This is a genomic window from Streptomyces flaveus, assembly GCF_014647675.1.
GTDB classification, from domain to species: Bacteria; Actinomycetota; Actinomycetes; order Streptomycetales; family Streptomycetaceae; genus Streptomyces; species Streptomyces flaveus.
The window spans coordinates 199820-216974 of the sequence record NZ_BMPQ01000008.1 but is presented as its reverse complement, the minus strand read 5'-3'; the positions used below and the strand labels follow the sequence as shown (position 1 = coordinate 216974).

The window sequence follows — 17155 nt, the reverse complement described above, 5'->3', positions numbered from 1 at the left end:
TATCCGTCAGCGATCTGTCAGCGCTCGGCCCGGCGGGCGTCCCGTATTCGGCGCAGCCGGTTCACGGTCACCGGGTCATGGGCCAGAGCACGCGGCGCATCAAGCAGGGCGTTCAGCAACTGGTAGTACCGAACCGGCCCCATCCCCAACTCCTCCCGTATGGCCCGCTCCTTGGCCCCGGGAGAAGCCCAGCCCCGCCCCTCCAGCGCAAGCACGTCAAGCTCCAACGGGGTCAGCTCCTCTGCCATACGTCGACGCTACCGCGCCCCTGAAAAGAGGCGGCCGCAGGCCCCTCTTTTCAGGGGCGCGGGGCTGTATCGATTTGCGGCTCCGCCGCGGGGCGCGACCAGCCACAACGCACCCGCACCCGCCAAACGACACCGAGCCCCGAGCTACTAGGCACCCTGCGCAACCAGCGGAGCTACTCCGCGTTGTCGGCCGCCGAAGCCGCCCGCTGCAGCGACCCCAGAACCGCGGCGGGCCGCGCATTGGGGCCCACCGCCTTCCCGATCTGCTGCTTGATGTCGGCGCTGACCTGCGCCCAGGACGTCTTGGCGACGGGATACAGCTCGGCGTTCTCAAGCTCGGACAGGAACGGGTCGAGATCCTTGTCGTTCTTGTCCGCGGCCATCGCGTCGGAGGCGGAGGTGGTCACGGGCAGCAGGTTGTACTCGTGGGAGAACTCGAGCACGTTCTTCTCGCTGTAGACGAAGTCGAGGAAGTCACCGATCTCCTCGCCGTTGCCGTTCTCCTTGAACGCCATCATCCAGTCGGCGACGCCCATCGTGGCCTTGGCCCTGCCGTCGATGCCGGGCATCGGCACCATGCCGTACTCCACGCCCTTCTTCTCGGCGGCCTGCATCAGCGAGGGGTGACCGTTCAGCATGCCGACCTCGCCGCGCGTGAACGCCTCGAAGGCGTCGGCGCGGTTGAGCTTGCCGGGCGGGGTCGGCCCGGTGAGGCCCTTGCCCACCAGGTCGTTCTTGAGCCAGTTGAAGGTCGCGATGTTCTGGTCGGAGTCGAGGCCGTACGAGCCGACGGTGGCGGTGTAGCCGTCGCCGCCGCTCAGCAGCCACATCATGGTCTCGGCCTGGGCCTCCTCGGGTCCGAGGGGCAACGCGTACGGCGTCTCGACTCCGCGGGACTTCAGGGTCGTGGCGGCGGCGGCCAGTTCGCTCCAGCTCTGCGGCGGGGTGAGGCCGGCCTCGTCGAAGAGCTCCTTGTTGTAGAACAACAGCCTCGTGGAGGAGGCGAACGGCATGCCGTACTGCACCCGGCCCACCTCGCCCGCCTCGGCGAGTCTCGAGACGAAGTCGGCCTGGACGGGTATGGAGAGCAGTTCGTCGGCCTCGTACAGCTGACCCTTCGCGGCGTAGTCGGCGTACGCGCCTATCTGCGCCATGTCGGGTGCGTCCCCGTCGGCGACCATCTGTTTGACCTTGGCGTCGACCTCGTTCCACGAGTAAACGCTGACGTCGACCTCGATGCCGGGGTTCTTCTTCTCGTACGCCTTGACCAGCTTGTCCCAGTACTTCTGGGAGCTGTTCGCCTCGGAGTCGCCGTAGTCGGCGGCCACCAGCGTGAGCGTGGCGTTCTGGGTGGCCGCGGTGTCGCCGGAGCAGCCGCCGAGTGCAGCCGTCACGCCCATTGCGGACACCATCGAGATGAAACCTGTCACTCGTCGCCGCACCGCTGTTTTCCTCATCTGTCGTACTCGTCACGGAAGTTGAAGACCGGATAACCGGAATGCAAAGGTCTACAGTACGCGAGTGGACTAGACCTCTCGTGGGGTCAGGGGCGAGACTGTACCTGTGAAACACGTCATCGCCCTCGATGTGGGCGGCACCGGGATGAAGGCCGCCCTCGTGGGGGCCGACGACGCCCAGCCCTCCGCGGGCCGTATCGACCAGCGGCAACCGCAGCCCACCACCGTGCTGCACCAGGCCCGCCGCGCCACGGGCCGGGAGCGCGGCCCGGACGCCGTGGTGGAGTCGATCCTCGGCTTCGCGGCGGACCTGCGCGCGCACGGCGAGCGCCACTTCGGCGAGCCCGCGTCCGCCGTCGGCGTCGCCGTCCCCGGCATCGTGGACGCCGAGCGGGGCATCGCGGTGTACGCGGCCAACCTCGGCTGGCGTGACGTACCCCTGCGGGATCTGCTCGGCGAGCGGCTGTACGGCGTCCCGGTCGCCCTCGGGCACGATGTGCGCACCGGCGGGCTCGCCGAGGGGCGGCTCGGGGCGGGGCGGGGAGCCGACCGGTTCCTGTTCGTGCCGCTCGGCACCGGGATCGCGGGCGCGATCGGTATCGACGGCCGGGTGGAGGCGGGCGCGCACGGCTTCGCGGGCGAGATCGGCCACATCGTCGTACGCCCCGGGGGCACCCCGTGCCCGTGCGGGCAGCGCGGCTGTCTGGAGCGGTTCGCGTCCGCGTCGGCGGTGAGCGCGGCCTGGGCCGAGGCGTCCGGCGATCCTCAGGCGGACGCGGCCGACTGCGCGAAGGCCGTGCAGTCCGGGGACCGGCGGGCGGCGGCGGTCTGGCAGGAGGCGGTGGACGCGCTCGCGGACGGCCTTGTCACCGCGCTCACCCTGCTGGACCCGCGCACGCTGATCATCGGTGGCGGCCTGGCCGAGGCGGGGGAAACCTTGTTCACACCGCTACGGGCGGCGGTCGAGCGCCGGGTGACCTTCCAGAAGCTGCCCACCATCGTCCCGGCGGCGCTCGGGGACACGGCCGGCTGCCTGGGCGCCGGGCTGCTGGCCTGGGACCTGCTGTCCACCACCCCTACTGCCCCCTCGGAGGTAACCACCTGATGGCCACTAGCAAAGTGCTCGCCGGTGCCCAGGTGGTGCTGCCCACCGGAATCGTGGACGGCGGACGCGTGATCGTCGAGGGCACGCGTATCGCCGGGAGTGCTCCCGCGGACGCCGACGTACTGGACCTGACCGGCCACTGGCTGGTGCCGGGTTTCGTCGACATCCACAACCACGGTGGCGGCGGCGCGTCCTTCACCTCCGGCACGGTCGACGAGATCCTCAAGGGCGTCCACACGCACCGCCTGCACGGCACCACGACGATCGTCGCGTCGACCGTCACCGGCGGCATGGACGCGCTCGCCCAGCGCGCCGGGCTGCTCTCCGAACTGGCCGAGCAGGGCGACATCGCGGGCATCCACTTCGAGGGACCGTTCATCTCGCCCTGCCGCAAGGGCGCACACTCCGAAGAACTGCTGCGCGACCCGGACCCGGCGGAGGTCCGCAAGCTGATCGACGCGGCGCGCGGCCGGGCCAAGATGGTGACGCTCGCCACGGAACTGCCGGGCGGCGTCGACTCCGTACGCCTCCTCGCGGAGCACGGGGTGATCGCGGCAATCGGGCACACGGACGCGACGTACGAGCAGACGGTGGAGGCCATCGAGGCGGGCGCCACCGTGGCGACGCACCTCTACAACGCGATGCCCGTCCTCGGTCACCGCACGCCCGGCCCGATCGCCGCGCTCCTGGAAGACGAGCGGATCACGGTCGAGCTGATCAACGACGGTACGCATCTGCATCCGGCGTCCCTCCAACTGGCGTTCCATCACGCGGGCGCGGACCGGGTGGCGTTCATCACGGACGCGATGGACGCGGCCGGTTTCGGCGACGGCCGTTATCTGCTCGGCCCGCTGGAGGTCGAGGTCAGCGAGGGCGTGGCACGCCTGGTGGAGGGCGGCTCCATCGCGGGCTCGACCCTGACCCTCGACCGCGCCTTCAAGCGGGCCGTCACCCTGGACCGCCTGCCCGTCGAGGACGTGGTCGCCGCCCTCTCGGCCACCCCGGCCAGGCTGCTCGGCCTGTACGACCGGGTGGGCTCGCTGGAACCGGGCAAGGACGCGGACCTGGTGATCCTGGACGCCGACTTCGCCCTCAGGGGCGTGATGCGCCGGGGAGAATGGGTGGTTGAGCCCCAACTGGGCTGATTCTGCCGTTTGTTGAGCCGAGCGGCTGGCCTGCGGAACTGGGCCGACCGCCGTCTGGCTGGCATGATCGGTCATCCGGACAAGGCCGGACAAGGCAAGCGCGCACTCGGGGGAGGTCGGCCCGGATGATCCTCACGGTCACGCTGAACACCGCTCTCGACATCACCTACCGCGTACCGTCCCTGCGCCCGCACACCTCGCACCGCGTCACCGAGGTCACCGAACGCCCCGGCGGCAAGGGCCTGAACGTGGCCCGGGTGCTGGCCGCGCTCGGCCACGAGGTGACGGTGACGGGTTTCGTGGGCGGGGCGACTGGGCGGGCCCTTCAGGACCACCTCACGTCCACACCGGGCGTCGTGGACGCGCTGGTCCCGGTGACGGGCCCGACCCGCCGCACTATCGCGGTGGTCGACACTACGACCGGTGACACGACTCAGCTCAACGAGCCGGGCCCGCTCGTCTCCCCCGCGGAGTGGCGGGCGTTCCAGGACGCATACGAGGACCTGCTGCCCGCCGCCTCCGCGGTGGCTCTGTGCGGCAGCCTCCCGCCCGGGGTGCCGGTAGGCGCGTACGCCCAACTGGTCCGCACGGCCAGGTCGTTGTCGATCCCGGTCATCCTCGACACCAGCGGCGAACCGCTGCGCCGTGGCGTCGCCGCCCGCCCCGACCTCGTCAAACCGAACACCGACGAACTCGCCGAACTCACCGGCTCCCACGAGCCGCTGCAGGCCACACGCGACGCCCGCCGCCGCGGCGCCCACGCGGTGGTCGCTTCCCTGGGCGCGGAGGGCCTGCTGGCCCTGAACGCGGAGGGGCACTGGCGAGCGACGCCGCCAGGCCCGGTCGAGGGCAACCCGACGGGCGCAGGCGACTCGGTGGTCGCGGGCTTGCTGTCGGGGCTGGTGGAGAACTTGCCGTGGCCGGAGAGGCTGGCCCGCGCGGTGGCCCTGTCGACGGCGACGGTACTGGCGCCTGCGGCGGGTGAGTTCGACGGGCGGGCGTATGACGAGTTGGTGGGGCGCGTGACGGTGACCGGCGAGGCTTCGGTGGCGTAAATCGGCCAACCATGGCCGATTGTCATGATCACAACACCGCCTTCAGGGCATACGATCGGCAGTCGACCAAAGATCCATTTCTCGATAGGGGGAACCTCATATGAGCGTGCTCAGGAAAAGCCTGGCGACGGTGGCTGTGGCCGGCGCGTTGCTGGGCGGCACCTTTGCCACACCGGCTGCGGCGGCTGATCCCAACACCTGCCCGAGCGGGAAGGTCTGCGGATGGTCAGGGACGAACAGGACTGGAACCAGGACCGTCAAGTCTGTAACGCCCGGCTGCTATCCCTTCACCACTGCCCGGTCCGTCTCGAACCAGACGTCCTATCGCATTGAGTTCTGGAGCATCACCACCGGCTGCAACAACGGCACCCGGCGAGTCACTCTGGGGCCGCGCACCTACTCAGACAACACCCGTGGCGCCGTTACGGGGATTGCAGTCTACGCACGTTAGTGCGGCGGCCTTCATGCCGGTGAGCCTGAAGGTGCACCGTCGGTGCAGGCCAAAGGCGGTGATGGAACCCCGGCGGACGCTGTTTGACCTCAACTCTCCAGGGTGGTTGAGGGATTGATCCTCAGAGGGGGCAGGCTAGTGGTACGCACGGCCGCCTGCCCCCCCTGAAGAGCCCTGGGAACCATCCAGGGCGGGTGGGGCCCGACGGCTCTTGCCCACGTCTGCCGCCTTCCCCTTGGAAGGCTCCCGCGACGGCCTTCCAAGCGGGGACGGGCGGATCCGCCTCCTTAGATTGCCGCCCCCACGCACACAAATCGCCGCAGCCTTCGGCGGCCTTCGCGTAGTTCTTCAAACTGACCGCTTGGGCTATCGGCCCAGGGCTGGGGACGGGTAGGGGCGGCGGGGACGCAATCACGCGTCCAGTGCACGCAGTTGGTCCAAGAACCACTGGGCCGGAGGAAGCGCAGTAGCCGCACCGGCCAGCCGCTTCGTACGTTCCGCCCGCTCGTCCAGCGGCATCGACAACGCCTCATGCAGGGCACGGGCAGTGCCCGAGACGTCGTACGGGTTCACCACAATCGCATCCTCGCCCAGCTCCTCGTACGCCCCCGCCTCCCGCGAGAGCACCAGCGCGCACCCCTCGTCGGAGACGACCGGCACCTCCTTGGCGACGAGGTTCATGCCGTCGCGGATGGGGTTGACGAGGGCCACGTCGGCCAGCCGGTACGCGGCCAGCGAGCGGGCGAAGTCGTCCTTCAGGTGCAGCACGACCGGGGTCCAACCAGGCGTCCCGTACTGGGAGTTGATCTCGTCCGCGAGCCGCTGCACCTCGGCCATGTAGTCGCGGTACACGGCCAGGTCCTGCCGCGACGGATACGCGAGGGCCACGTGCACGACCCGCTCACGCCACGACGGCTGGTCCTCAAGGAGCTGCCGGTACGCCAGCAGCCCCCGCACTATGTTCTTCGACAGCTCCGTCCGGTCCACCCGCACGATCGCCTTGCGGCCCGCGCCTATCTGCTCCCGCAGCGCGACGATCCGCTCGTTCACATCGGCCTCGTGCGACCGCTTCCGCAGGAAGTCCGCGTCCGCGCCGAGCCCGTGCACCCCGATCCGCGTACCCGACGGGATACCCGGCCCCAGCACGGCATGACAGCAGTCGGTGAACGCGTCCGCCCACCGCTGGGTCAGGAACGCCGCCCGGTCGGCACCGAGGATCCCGCCGAGCAACTGCGCGGCGATGTCGTCGGGCAGCATCCGGAAGTACTCCGGCGGCGCCCACGGCGTGTGCGAGAAGTGCCCGATTCGCAGGTCGGGGCGCAGCTCGCGCAGCATGCGGGGGACCAGCGTCAGGTGGTAGTCCTGCACGAGCACGGCGGCGCCCTGTGCCGCCTCCTCGGCGAGCGCGTCGGCGAAGGCCCGGTTGTACGTCTCGAACGACGCCCACTGCCTGCGGAACTCCGCGTCGAAGGCCGGCTCCAGCGGCGTCTGGTACAGCATGTGGCTCACGAACCACAGCACGGAGTTCGCGATGCCGTTGTACGCGTCCTCGTGTACGTCCGCCGGGATGTCCAGCATCCGTACGCCCTCTTCGCCGACGCCGCGGCGTACGGCCTCGCGGTCGCCGTCGCCCAGGGCCGAGCACACCCACAGCGCGCCCGCCTCCGGGCCGATTGCCGAGAGGCCGGAGACCAGGCCGCCGCCGCCGCGCTTGGCTTTGAGGGTCCCTTTCTCGTCCAGGGTGTACGAGATCGGGCCCCTGTTGGAGGCGACGAGGATCTGGGCTTGCGTTGATGCCATAGGGCTCAACTTAGCCCAGGGTGGCTTCGCTCAAACGTGCGCCTTCGCGCCGCGGGTTCCGCAGGGTGCCTATTAGCTCGGGGTGGGCTGTCGTGTGGCGGCTGCGGGGGCGTCGTGGCTGGTCGCGCCCCGCGGCGGAGCCGCAAATGTCACAGCCCCGCGCCCCTGGAAGAGGGGCCTGCGGCCCTCTTCCAGGGGCGTGATCGCTACGCCGCCTTTCGTTCCGCGTACTCCTCGATCTCCGCCATCGGCGGTCGTTCCTCCGTGTCCACGGAGTACGTACGCGGTGCGAATCCCGCCTCGACCCTCTCGAACTGCGTGATCCGCGGCCGGACCATATGGCCGCGGGCCAGCCGCAGCTGGGCCGTGCGGTAGATCGCGGCGGCCATGCGGCCGAGGGCCTGGCCGTCCTGGTGGCGGTGTTTGCGGACGCCCACGTCGACCTGGGCGAGGGCGTCGAGGCCCACGAGGTGCAGGGCGTCGACCAGCATGCCCAGCTCGACGCCGTAGCCGACCGGGAACGGCAGTTGCTCCAGGAGCGAGCGGCGGGCCGCGTACTCCCCGCCGAGCGGCTGCACGAAGCCGGCCAGTTGTGGCCAGTGCATGTTCAGGATCGGGCGGGCCATCAGTTCCGTGACGCGGCCGCCCTGGCCTGCGGCGGTCCTGCCGGAGGTGGGATCGCCCGGCAGGTTCAGCGGGCGGTCGTACATCGCCTTGACGAGGTCCACGCCCGGATCGGTGAGCAGCGGACCGACGATCCCCGAGACGAAGTCCGCGGAGAACTCCTTCAGGTCGGCGTCGATGAAGGCGACGATGTCCCCGCTCGTGACCAGCAGCGAGCGCCACAGGACCTCGCCCTTGCCGGGGACGGCGGGGATGCGCGGGAGTATCTCGTCCCGGTGCACGACCCGGGCGCCCGCGTCGGCGGCGACCTCGGAGGTACGGTCCGTCGAGCCCGAGTCGATCACGACGATCTCGTCGACGAGCGGCACCTTCTTGGTCATCAGCTCGCGGCGGATCACGGCGACGATCTCGCCGACGGTCTCCTCCTCGTTGAGCGCGGGCAGTACGACGCTCACCGTGGAGTTGGCCGCGCGCTTCGCGGCGATGAGCTTCTTCAGCGGGCGGTCGTCAACGGACCAGGAGCGCGTGTTCAGCCAGCGCTCGACGTTTTCCAGCACGTGCGGCTCTCCCTTGCATCGGACCGGGTCGCGAGTGCCCACTGCGGCAGAAGGCTGATGTGACTGTCATCTCGCGGTTCGGACTGGTCTCTCCACGATCCAGGCCTTCGGTTACAGTCTTGAACAACGCTGATGACCATCGCATGTCGCGGGTCGCCCAGCCGACAACCACATACTCACAACCGAATAGCGCTCATCCAGAGGGGCAGAGGGATACGGCCCGTTGAAGCCCCGGCAACCCTCCAGCCGGTTCTCGTACCGATCGAAGATGATCGATTCCGCGAGGCTCCCGGCTAGTGAAGGTGCCAAATCCGTCTCACGGCGAGATGCGTCGTGAGGAAGATGAGGAAAGGGCCTCGCCTCACATGGCTGCGCAGACAGTTGCAAGCACCACGAACGCTGAAACCTCCGCCGACTCGGCGCCCTCCACGAACTCCGCAGACCTCGGCCCCGCCGCAGCGCTCTCCTGCCGCGAATGCGGCCACCGCGTCCCGCTCGGCCCCGTCTTCGCCTGCGAGGAGTGTTTCGGCCCGCTGGAGATCGCGTACGACTTCTCGGCGTACGACACCGAGGAACTCCGTAAGCGCATCGAGGCGGGCCCCGCGAACATCTGGCGGTACGCGCCCCTCCTGCCCGTCCCCGCGGACGTGGCCACCAAGCCGAACATCAACCCCGGCTGGACCAAGCTCGTCAAGGCCGACAACCTCGCGCGCGAGCTGGGCGTCGACCCCGGCAAGCTCTTCGTCAAGGACGACTCCGGCAACCCGACGCACTCCTTCAAGGACCGTGTCGTCGCACAGGCCCTGGAGGCCGCCCGCGTCTTCGGCTTCACGACCCTCTCCTGCTCCTCCACCGGCAACCTCGCCGGTGCCGTGGGTGCCGCCGCCGCCCGCGCCGGCTTCCGTTCCTGCGTGTTCATCCCGCACGACCTGGAGCAGGGCAAGGTCGTCATGGCCGCGGTCTACGGCGGCGAACTCGTCGGCATCGAGGGCAACTACGACGACGTGAACCGCTTCTGCTCCGAGCTGATCGGCGACCCGGCCGGCGAGGGCTGGGGCTTCGTCAACGTCAACCTGCGCCCGTACTACGCCGAGGGCTCCAAGACCCTCGCGTACGAGATCTGCGAACAGCTCGGCTGGCAGCTCCCCGACCAGCTGGTGGTGCCCATCGCCTCCGGCTCGCAGCTCACGAAGATCGACAAGGGTCTGCAGGAGCTGATCAAGCTCGGGCTGGTCGAGGACAAGCCGTACAAGATCTTCGGCGCCCAGGCCGAGGGCTGCTCGCCGGTGTCCGTCGCCTACAAGGCGGGCCACGACGTCGTACGGCCGCAGAAGCCGAACACGATCGCCAAGTCGCTCGCCATCGGGAACCCGGCGGATGGTCCGTACGTGCTGGACATCGCGCGGCGTACCGGTGGCGCGGTGGAGGACGTGAACGACGAGCAGGTCGTCGACGCGATCAAGCTGCTGGCGCGGACCGAGGGGATCTTCGCGGAGACCGCCGGTGGTGTGACGGTGGGGGTGGCGAAGAAGCTGATCGAGAACGGTCTGCTGGACCCGAGCCTGACGACTGTCGTCCTCAACACCGGTGACGGTCTCAAGACCCTCGACGCCGTGGCCGGCACGGGTCTTACCGCCACGATCCGGCCCAGCCTGGACTCGTTCCGTGAAGCCGGGCTTGGGTAAAGCCTGTTAGTCGTTCGTCTGCGGGCCGGTGGGGGCTGGTCGCGCCCCGCGGCGCAGCCGCAGATGTCACCGCCCCGCGCCCCTTCGGGGGCGCTCCATACCTGACCGGAGGTCATAACCCCATGAGCGTCAACGTCCGTATCCCCACCATCCTTCGCACCTACACCGGCGGCAAGGCCGAGGTCGCCGCCGAGGGCTCGACCCTCGCCGAGGTCATCGCCGACCTGGAGAAGAACCACACCGGTATCGCGGCGCGCGTTCTGGACGACCAGGGCAAGCTGCGTCGGTTCGTCAACGTGTACGTGAACGACGACGATGTGCGGTTCGAGCAGGGGCTGGAGACGGCGACGCCCGACGGGGCCGGCGTCTCGATCATTCCGGCCGTCGCCGGAGGCTGATCGTTACCGTCGGTAATGCCGGTAACTCAGGGTTCATCGAATTGCCCTCTCCGCGAGATAAGCGGAGGGGGCAATTCTGCATGGTTGAGCGCGATACAGTTGGGGAACCTGGTGCTCCCCCGGACCGAATGCATGTGCATTTCTGTCTGAGGTCCGATTAGAAATAGCCAAAATGTGCAGGTCTTTTGTGTCTTTTGCTCCTTTTGTGGAGCCCGACTTGCCCAACTCTAGGGTGAATTCTCCGTACATTCCGGATCGGCCATGCCCAGATTTCTCGTCCGATTGACCTGTTGCAGACGGCAGTTGGGCAGATACATTCAGCCGCGGTCGACGCGTTCCGGCGCACACCCCCAACCGTTGGGGGGTGAGGTCTGACCCGGATCCGCGAAGTGTGGATCTGTGCAAGGGCCAGTAATAGGGGAGTTAGGCATGGCTCAGGGCACCGTCAAGTGGTTCAACGCGGAGAAGGGGTACGGCTTCATCGCGGTCGACGGTGGTGCGGATGTATTCGTCCACTACAGCGCGATTCAGATGGACGGCTACCGCACCCTGGAGGAAGGTCAGCGAGTCGAGTTCGAGATCTCGCAGGGCCAGAAGGGGCCGCAGGCGGACATGGTCCGCGTGGCCGGCTGAAGCACGCGCCGACTGATCTGCAGCGACACGTTCTTCTTTCGAAGGGCTCGTACCTCAAGGGGTACGGGCCCTTCGGCATGCCTGCCGGCCTCTCCCGGTCATCCCCTCGGCGGGCCTCTCGCTCCCCGGTAGACGCTTGCACTCGAGGGGGGCGAGTGCTAATCATTGGCGTTAGCACTCTGAAGGTGAGAGTGACAACGAGGACCGGGTCGGTGAGGCCCGCAGGCCAAGTGGGGCAAGGAACCACGGGGCAGGCAGGCCGTCCGTCGCGGGCGCCAGCACGGTCCGGAGCAATCCACCCCAGTCCGGGAGGACCACTTCACATGGCCAAGATCATCGCGTTCGACGAGGAGGCGCGGCGCGGCCTCGAGCGCGGGATGAACCAGCTCGCCGACGCCGTCAAGGTCACCCTCGGCCCCAAGGGCCGTAACGTCGTCCTCGAGAAGAAGTGGGGCGCCCCCACGATCACCAACGATGGTGTTTCCATCGCCAAGGAGATCGAACTCGAGGACCCGTACGAGAAGATCGGCGCCGAGCTGGTCAAGGAAGTCGCGAAGAAGACGGACGACGTAGCCGGTGACGGTACGACGACCGCGACCGTCCTGGCCCAGGCGCTGGTCAAGGAAGGCCTTCGCAACGTCGCCGCCGGTGCCAACCCGATGGCCCTGAAGCGCGGTATCGAGAAGGCCGTCGAGGCGGTCTCCGGTGCCCTGCTCGACCAGGCCAAGGACGTGGAGACCAAGGAGCAGATCGCTTCGACCGCCTCCATCTCCGCCGCCGACACCCAGATCGGCGAGCTCATCGCCGAGGCCATGGACAAGGTCGGCAAGGAAGGCGTCATCACCGTCGAGGAGTCCCAGACCTTCGGTCTGGAGCTGGAGCTCACCGAGGGTATGCGCTTCGACAAGGGCTACATCTCGGCGTACTTCGCCACCGACATGGAGCGTATGGAGGCCGTCCTCGACGACCCGTACATCCTGATCGCCAACTCGAAGATCAGCGCCGTCAAGGACCTGCTGCCGCTCCTCGAGAAGGTCATGCAGTCCGGCAAGCCGCTGCTGATCATCGCCGAGGACGTCGAGGGCGAGGCCCTGTCGACCCTGGTCGTCAACAAGATCCGCGGCACCTTCAAGTCCGTCGCCGTCAAGGCTCCGGGCTTCGGTGACCGCCGTAAGGCCATGCTCGGCGACATCGCCATCCTCACGGGCGGCGAGGTCATCTCCGAGGAGGTCGGCCTCAAGCTGGAGAACGCGACCCTGGACCTCCTGGGCCGCGCCCGCAAGGTCGTCATCACCAAGGACGAGACCACGATCGTCGACGGCTCCGGCGACACCGAGCAGGTCGGCGGCCGGGTCAACCAGATCCGCGCCGAGATCGAGAACTCCGACTCGGACTACGACCGCGAGAAGCTCCAGGAGCGCCTGGCGAAGCTGGCCGGCGGCGTGGCCGTCATCAAGGCCGGTGCCGCCACCGAGGTCGAGCTCAAGGAGCGCAAGCACCGCATCGAGGACGCCGTTCGCAACGCGAAGGCTGCCGTCGAGGAGGGCATCGTCGCCGGTGGTGGCGTGGCCCTGCTCCAGGCCGCCACGGTCTTCGAGAAGCTGGAGCTCGAGGGTGACGAGGCGACCGGCGCCAACGCCGTGCGGCTCGCCCTGGAGGCCCCGCTCAAGCAGATCGCCGTCAACGGTGGTCTCGAGGGCGGCGTCGTCGTGGAGAAGGTCCGCAACCTTCAGGTCGGTCACGGTCTGAACGCCGCGACCGGCGAGTACGTCGACATGATCGCCGAGGGCATCATCGACCCGGCGAAGGTCACGCGTTCCGCCCTGCAGAACGCCGCGTCCATCGCCGCGCTGTTCCTCACCACCGAGGCCGTCATCGCCGACAAGCCGGAGAAGGCGGGCGCCGCCCCGGCCGGCGGCGGCATGCCGGGCGGTGACATGGACTTCTGAGCCCGGGCTCGGTAGTTCATCGCAGTACGCGAACGAGGGCGGCACCCCACTCCAGGGGTGCTGCCCTCGGGCGTTTCCCGGCTCCCACGGGAGAGAGTCTGGAGTGGGAGCCCGGAAACGGTCAGGCGATTCAGGCGATGTTCTTGAACGCGTCCCGCAGCCGCATCTCGTTGTGGCCGTTGCCGTCGTAGTCGTCCGAGTACGTCAGCGTCAGCCGGCCGTTCGCCGCCAGTGCCACGGCCGGGCCGCCCTGGCCCCCGCCGGTCACCACGTTCATCCGGGTGGGGACCAGCCGGCCTGCCGTCGTGCCGTCCGCGTTGAAGCCTCGGGCCCAGACGTCATCCTGGCCGGCGTGCAGGGTCGCGGGGTTGCCCACGACCACGTCGAAGGCCTCCTTCCACGCCACGACGAAGCTGCCGTCGTCGGCGACCGCCACATCGGCGTCGGCCTGCGCGGAGATGGGCCGCTTGCTGTCGACGTACGGGCCGGTCTCGGTGGCGTCCTCGGTGGTCCGCCGGTCCGCTGCCGCGGGCGTGCCGGTCGCCGAGAAGACGCGCTGCTGGATCCGCTGGGGCCGGACCAGCGTGCCGGCGCCGGTGATGTACTCGTCCGTCCACGCCACCACGAACCGGCCGTCACCGGCCGACGCGACCGCGGGCCTGGACTGCTGCCCGTCCGTGAGCGAGTTGGCCACCTTGCGGCCGACGGCGACGCCACCCGTGGTGTTCAGTTTCGCCACATCGATGTTGAGGCCGCCGTTGCCGTCCGCGTCCTCCTCCCAGGCGATCACCATGTTCCCGGCGTCGTCGATCGCCGCGTCGGGCCGGCGGTTGGACCCGGCCGCGCCCGAGTTGATCGTGCTGACCTGGACGTCCTGGTAGCGCGCGGCGCCGGTCGGGGACCAGCCGCTCGCGTACACCTGGTTGAGCGTCGAGCCGTCGGCCGTGCTCTCCCAGGCGATGCCGTAGGAACCGTCGCCGGCCACTGCGACCGTCGGCCGCAGCTGGTCCCCGTCGCCGGAGGCGTGCGGGCGCGGCAGGGTCGTGACCGTGCCGTCCGGGGTGATCTTTCGCACGGCGATGTCGGCGTACTTGTTGCCGTCGTCGTCCTTGGCCCAGACGACGATCGCGTTGCCCTGGTCGTCCACGCCCACATCGGGCTTCTGGTGCGACCAGGTCGTCCCGGTTCCGCTGTTGCTCAGCAGCTTCTCGTCCCACAGGGGTACGCCGTCGCGGTACATGCGGATGTATACGTCGGTGCCCAGCTCGGTGTCCGAGGCGTCGTGCCGGTCGCCCTGCTCGTACACGACCGCCGTGTACACGGACGAGGTGCCGCCGGACGCGATCGCGCTGTAGTGCTGGTCGCCGTTCGCGTTCACGTTGACGCGGGAGTAGTGCTGGGACGTCGAGCCGAACTTCGTGGCGTCGATGTCGACCACGCCCGCGCGGGCCTTGTTGAAGTTGGCGACGAACGCCTGGTAGGTCCCCGCGTCGTCGATGCGCAGGATCGTCTCGTCGTTGGTTTTCAGCGAGCCCGCGGTCCAGTTGTGGGAGCCCGTGTACACGTGCTGCATCTGGGTGCCGTCGGCCTTCTTCCACTCCGTCAGCAGGTACTTGGAGTGCACGGTGCCGCGGTTGCAGGACGACGTCGCCGAGGCCTTGTAGCGGCAGCCGCCGGGGCGGTTGCCGTAGGCCGGGATGTCGAGGCCGGCCATTTCGTTGACGCCTCTGTTGCCGCCGCCGTCGCTGAGGTCGCGGATGTTCGCGTCGATGGCGCAGCCCTGGGCCCGCTTGGTCTCCAGGGCCTCGTAGACGGCGGGGCGGGTGGACCGCTGGTCGAGCTCGGCCGCCGAGATCCTGATCCGGCCGTCGCGCTCGCAGTCGACCTGGTCGATGAAGGAGGCGAGGATGTCGGCGTTGCCGTAGTGCGCGGCGTCCGAGGCCGTGTCGCGCGGGGAGAAGTACGCCTCGACCGGGGAGCTCGGGTCACCGGTGGTGTGGTCGTACGTCGTGTGCGCACTGTCGCCTGTGTGCTCGACCTGGTCGTTGAAGTGGTTGCGGTAGCGGGTGGCGAGGGTCGCGTTGCCCGCCACGACGACGGCGTTGTTGATCTCCCCGTCCTGGCCGCCCGCGAGGTTCTGCGAGCTCTGCCAGACGACGTTCTTGCGGCCGTCGGTGAGCGCGTCGAGGACCATGTACTTGTCGTGGTTGATCGCGCGCGTGTCGTCCGAGCCGTTGCCCAGGCAGCCACGGCTGCACCAGGTGAGGGTCGAGCCGCCCGTCAGTGTCAGCTGGTCCAGGTCGCTGGAGCCGCGGTTCGCCCCCTCCGAGACGATGCGCAGGGTCACACCGCGCTCCTGGGCGGCGGCGAGCTTCGCCCGCAGGTCCGAGCTGTTGAACCAGAACATGCCCATGTAGAGCTTCGAGCCGGGCGCCGCGAGATCGATCAGCTCACCGGCTCCGGTGCTGATCGAGAAGTCGTAGGCACCGGTGGGCCTCGGGTAGTTGAAGACCGAGGTGTAGTTCCCGGAGACGACCGTTTCCGCCTGGGCGGTGGTCGTGGGAGCGAGCAGGGTCGCTCCGAGGGCGAGGGGGACGGCGAGAGCGGCCGTCCACCGTATCTGTCTACCCATCTGTTCCCTTGCGTTCGGATGAAGTTGGGGCCAGCACACCTTATAGAGCCGGTGGGGCCGGGGTGCGGGGCCGGTGTGTGGCCGGGATCACGGGCGCGCGGAGGCGGGGCGGCGGAATGTCGTCGCGGGTGAGGTGGTTGCCCCGAGGAATGGTTTATGCATGCGCACATACCACTCGGAATGCCCTGATCGCTTCACTCGATTCACTTCACTCGATGTCTTCCAGACCTCTCCGAGGAGCCCTCCACGTGACTGCCACGACCGCCACCGGCTTCAGCGATTCGACCGCCTCCCGCGCGGCCGAGATCCTCTCGCGGCCCGTCTCCCTCAACGGCCTGACCGTTCCGAACCGGATCGTGATGGCGCCGATGACCAGGCGGTTCTCCCCGGGAGGCGTGCCGGGCGAGGACGTGGTCGGCTACTACGCCCGGCGCGCCGCCGCGGGTGTCGGCCTCATCGTCACCGAGGGCACGTACGTCGGCCACGAATCGGCCGGGCAGAGCGACGACATCCCGCGCTTCCACGGTGCGGAGCAGCTGGCCGGGTGGGCGAAGGTTGCCGAGGCCGTGCACGCGGCGGGCGGGACGATCGTGCCGCAGCTGTGGCACATCGGCATGGTGCGGTCCGCCGGTGAACCCCCGTACGCGGATGCTCCGGCCGTCGGACCGTCCGGCATCCGCCCCGACGGCACCGAGGGCACGGGCAAGGCCATGACCCAGGCCGACCTGGACGAGGTCATCGCGGCCTTCGCCGAAGCCGCTGCCGCCGCCGAGCGGATCGGCTTCGACGGAGTCGAACTGCACGGCGCGCACGGCTACTTGATCGACCAGTTCCTGTGGTCCGGCACCAACCGCCGCGCCGACGAGTACGGCGGCGACCTGGTGTCCCGTACGAAGTTCGCGGCGGAGATCGTGGCGGCGGTACGCGCGGCGGTGTCGCCCTCCTTCCCGGTCATCTTCCGGTACTCGCAGTGGAAGCAGGAGGCGTACCACGCGAGGCTCGCGGAGTCCCCGTCGGAACTGGAAGCCTTGCTGACCCCGCTCGCCTCGGCCGGCGTGGACGCCTTCCACGCCTCCACGCGCCGCTACTGGCACCCGGAGTTCGACGGCTCGGGCCTCAACCTGGCGGGCTGGACGAAGAAGCTCACCGGCAAGCCCGCCATCACCGTCGGCTCGGTCGGCCTGAACGGCGACTTCATCAAGGCCTTCGTGGGCGAGGGCGCCGCGGTCAAGGGCATCGACGACCTGCTGGACCGCCTGGAGAACGAGGAGTTCGACCTGGTCGCGGTCGGCCGCGCGCTGCTTCAGGACCCGGAGTGGGCGGCGAAGGTGCTGGATGGGCGCTTCGGGGAGTTGGGGGCGTATGACCCGGCGTCGCTGCGCACGCTGAGCTGAGTTTGTTAGCGGTACGTCGAGG

14 protein-coding genes and 1 riboswitch are annotated in these 17155 nt (G+C 69.0%); of the genes, 9 read left to right on the top strand and 5 right to left on the bottom strand.

What is annotated here, in order from left to right; genetic code table 11:
- Positions 1-17: 17 nt before the first annotated feature.
- On the bottom strand, positions 18-248 hold the full coding sequence (locus tag IEZ21_RS18975; RefSeq protein WP_033322383.1) for a DUF3263 domain-containing protein: 231 nt from the start codon (positions 246-248) through the stop codon (positions 18-20).
- 173 nt (positions 249-421) lie between these two features.
- Positions 422-1648, bottom strand: a complete 1227-nt coding sequence (locus IEZ21_RS18970) for an ABC transporter substrate-binding protein (RefSeq protein WP_246567884.1) — start codon at positions 1646-1648, stop codon at positions 422-424.
- A 163-nt stretch (positions 1649-1811) separates the two neighbouring features.
- Here IEZ21_RS18970 and IEZ21_RS18965 point away from each other — a divergent pair, with 163 nt between their 5' ends.
- The 4 genes from IEZ21_RS18965 to IEZ21_RS48815 all read left to right on the top strand — a co-directional run bounded on the left by IEZ21_RS18965 (position 1812) and on the right by IEZ21_RS48815 (position 5461).
- Positions 1812-2810, top strand: a complete 999-nt coding sequence (locus tag IEZ21_RS18965; RefSeq protein WP_189323093.1) for an ROK family protein — start codon at positions 1812-1814, stop codon at positions 2808-2810.
- The gene (gene nagA, locus IEZ21_RS18960) at positions 2810-3955 is read left to right on the top strand and encodes an N-acetylglucosamine-6-phosphate deacetylase (protein ID WP_189323092.1); all 1146 of its coding nucleotides are present in this window, start codon (positions 2810-2812) and stop codon (positions 3953-3955) included. The genes IEZ21_RS18965 and nagA overlap by 1 nt, the downstream gene beginning before the upstream one ends.
- A gap of 125 nt (positions 3956-4080) precedes the next feature.
- Complete coding sequence (locus tag IEZ21_RS18955; protein ID WP_189323091.1) at positions 4081-5010, top strand: 1-phosphofructokinase family hexose kinase; 930 nt, start codon at positions 4081-4083, stop codon at positions 5008-5010.
- 100 nt (positions 5011-5110) lie between these two features.
- On the top strand, positions 5111-5461 hold the full coding sequence (locus IEZ21_RS48815; protein ID WP_189323090.1) for a peptidase inhibitor family I36 protein: 351 nt from the start codon (positions 5111-5113) through the stop codon (positions 5459-5461).
- Positions 5462-5872: 411 nt separating this feature from the next.
- On the opposite strand, the gene IEZ21_RS18945 is transcribed toward IEZ21_RS48815, so the two are convergent.
- Both IEZ21_RS18945 and IEZ21_RS18940 read right to left on the bottom strand, forming a co-directional pair.
- Positions 5873-7261, bottom strand: a complete 1389-nt coding sequence (locus tag IEZ21_RS18945; RefSeq protein WP_189323089.1) for an alpha,alpha-trehalose-phosphate synthase (UDP-forming) — start codon at positions 7259-7261, stop codon at positions 5873-5875.
- A gap of 206 nt (positions 7262-7467) precedes the next feature.
- Positions 7468-8442: a glucosyl-3-phosphoglycerate synthase gene (locus IEZ21_RS18940; RefSeq protein ID WP_033322388.1), complete on the bottom strand. Its 975-nt coding sequence runs from the start codon at positions 8440-8442 to the stop codon at positions 7468-7470.
- 190 nt (positions 8443-8632) lie between these two features.
- A riboswitch (SAM riboswitch) is annotated at positions 8633-8791 on the top strand.
- Between the two features lie 16 nt (positions 8792-8807).
- On the opposite strand from IEZ21_RS18940, the gene thrC reads away from it, so the two are divergent.
- From thrC to groL, 4 genes are all read left to right on the top strand, one after another.
- Positions 8808-10127, top strand: a complete 1320-nt coding sequence (thrC, locus tag IEZ21_RS18935) for a threonine synthase (protein WP_189323088.1) — start codon at positions 8808-8810, stop codon at positions 10125-10127.
- Between the two features lie 122 nt (positions 10128-10249).
- On the top strand, positions 10250-10525 hold the full coding sequence (locus tag IEZ21_RS18930; protein ID WP_033322392.1) for a MoaD/ThiS family protein: 276 nt from the start codon (positions 10250-10252) through the stop codon (positions 10523-10525).
- 429 nt (positions 10526-10954) lie between these two features.
- Positions 10955-11158, top strand: coding sequence for a cold-shock protein (locus IEZ21_RS18925; protein ID WP_003986833.1), 204 nt, complete (start codon positions 10955-10957; stop codon positions 11156-11158).
- Positions 11159-11481: 323 nt separating this feature from the next.
- Entirely contained in the window at positions 11482-13107 is a 1626-nt protein-coding gene (gene groL / locus IEZ21_RS18920) for a chaperonin GroEL (protein ID WP_033322395.1), read from the top strand.
- A gap of 130 nt (positions 13108-13237) precedes the next feature.
- Here the strand turns inward: groL and IEZ21_RS18915 are convergent, their stop codons facing one another.
- Entirely contained in the window at positions 13238-15739 is a 2502-nt protein-coding gene (locus tag IEZ21_RS18915; protein ID WP_189323087.1) for a phospholipase D-like domain-containing protein, read from the bottom strand.
- 248 nt (positions 15740-15987) lie between these two features.
- On the opposite strand from IEZ21_RS18915, the gene IEZ21_RS18910 reads away from it, so the two are divergent.
- Positions 15988-17133, top strand: coding sequence for an NADH:flavin oxidoreductase (locus tag IEZ21_RS18910; protein ID WP_246567882.1), 1146 nt, complete (start codon positions 15988-15990; stop codon positions 17131-17133).
- The last annotated feature ends 22 nt before the right edge of the window (positions 17134-17155 follow it).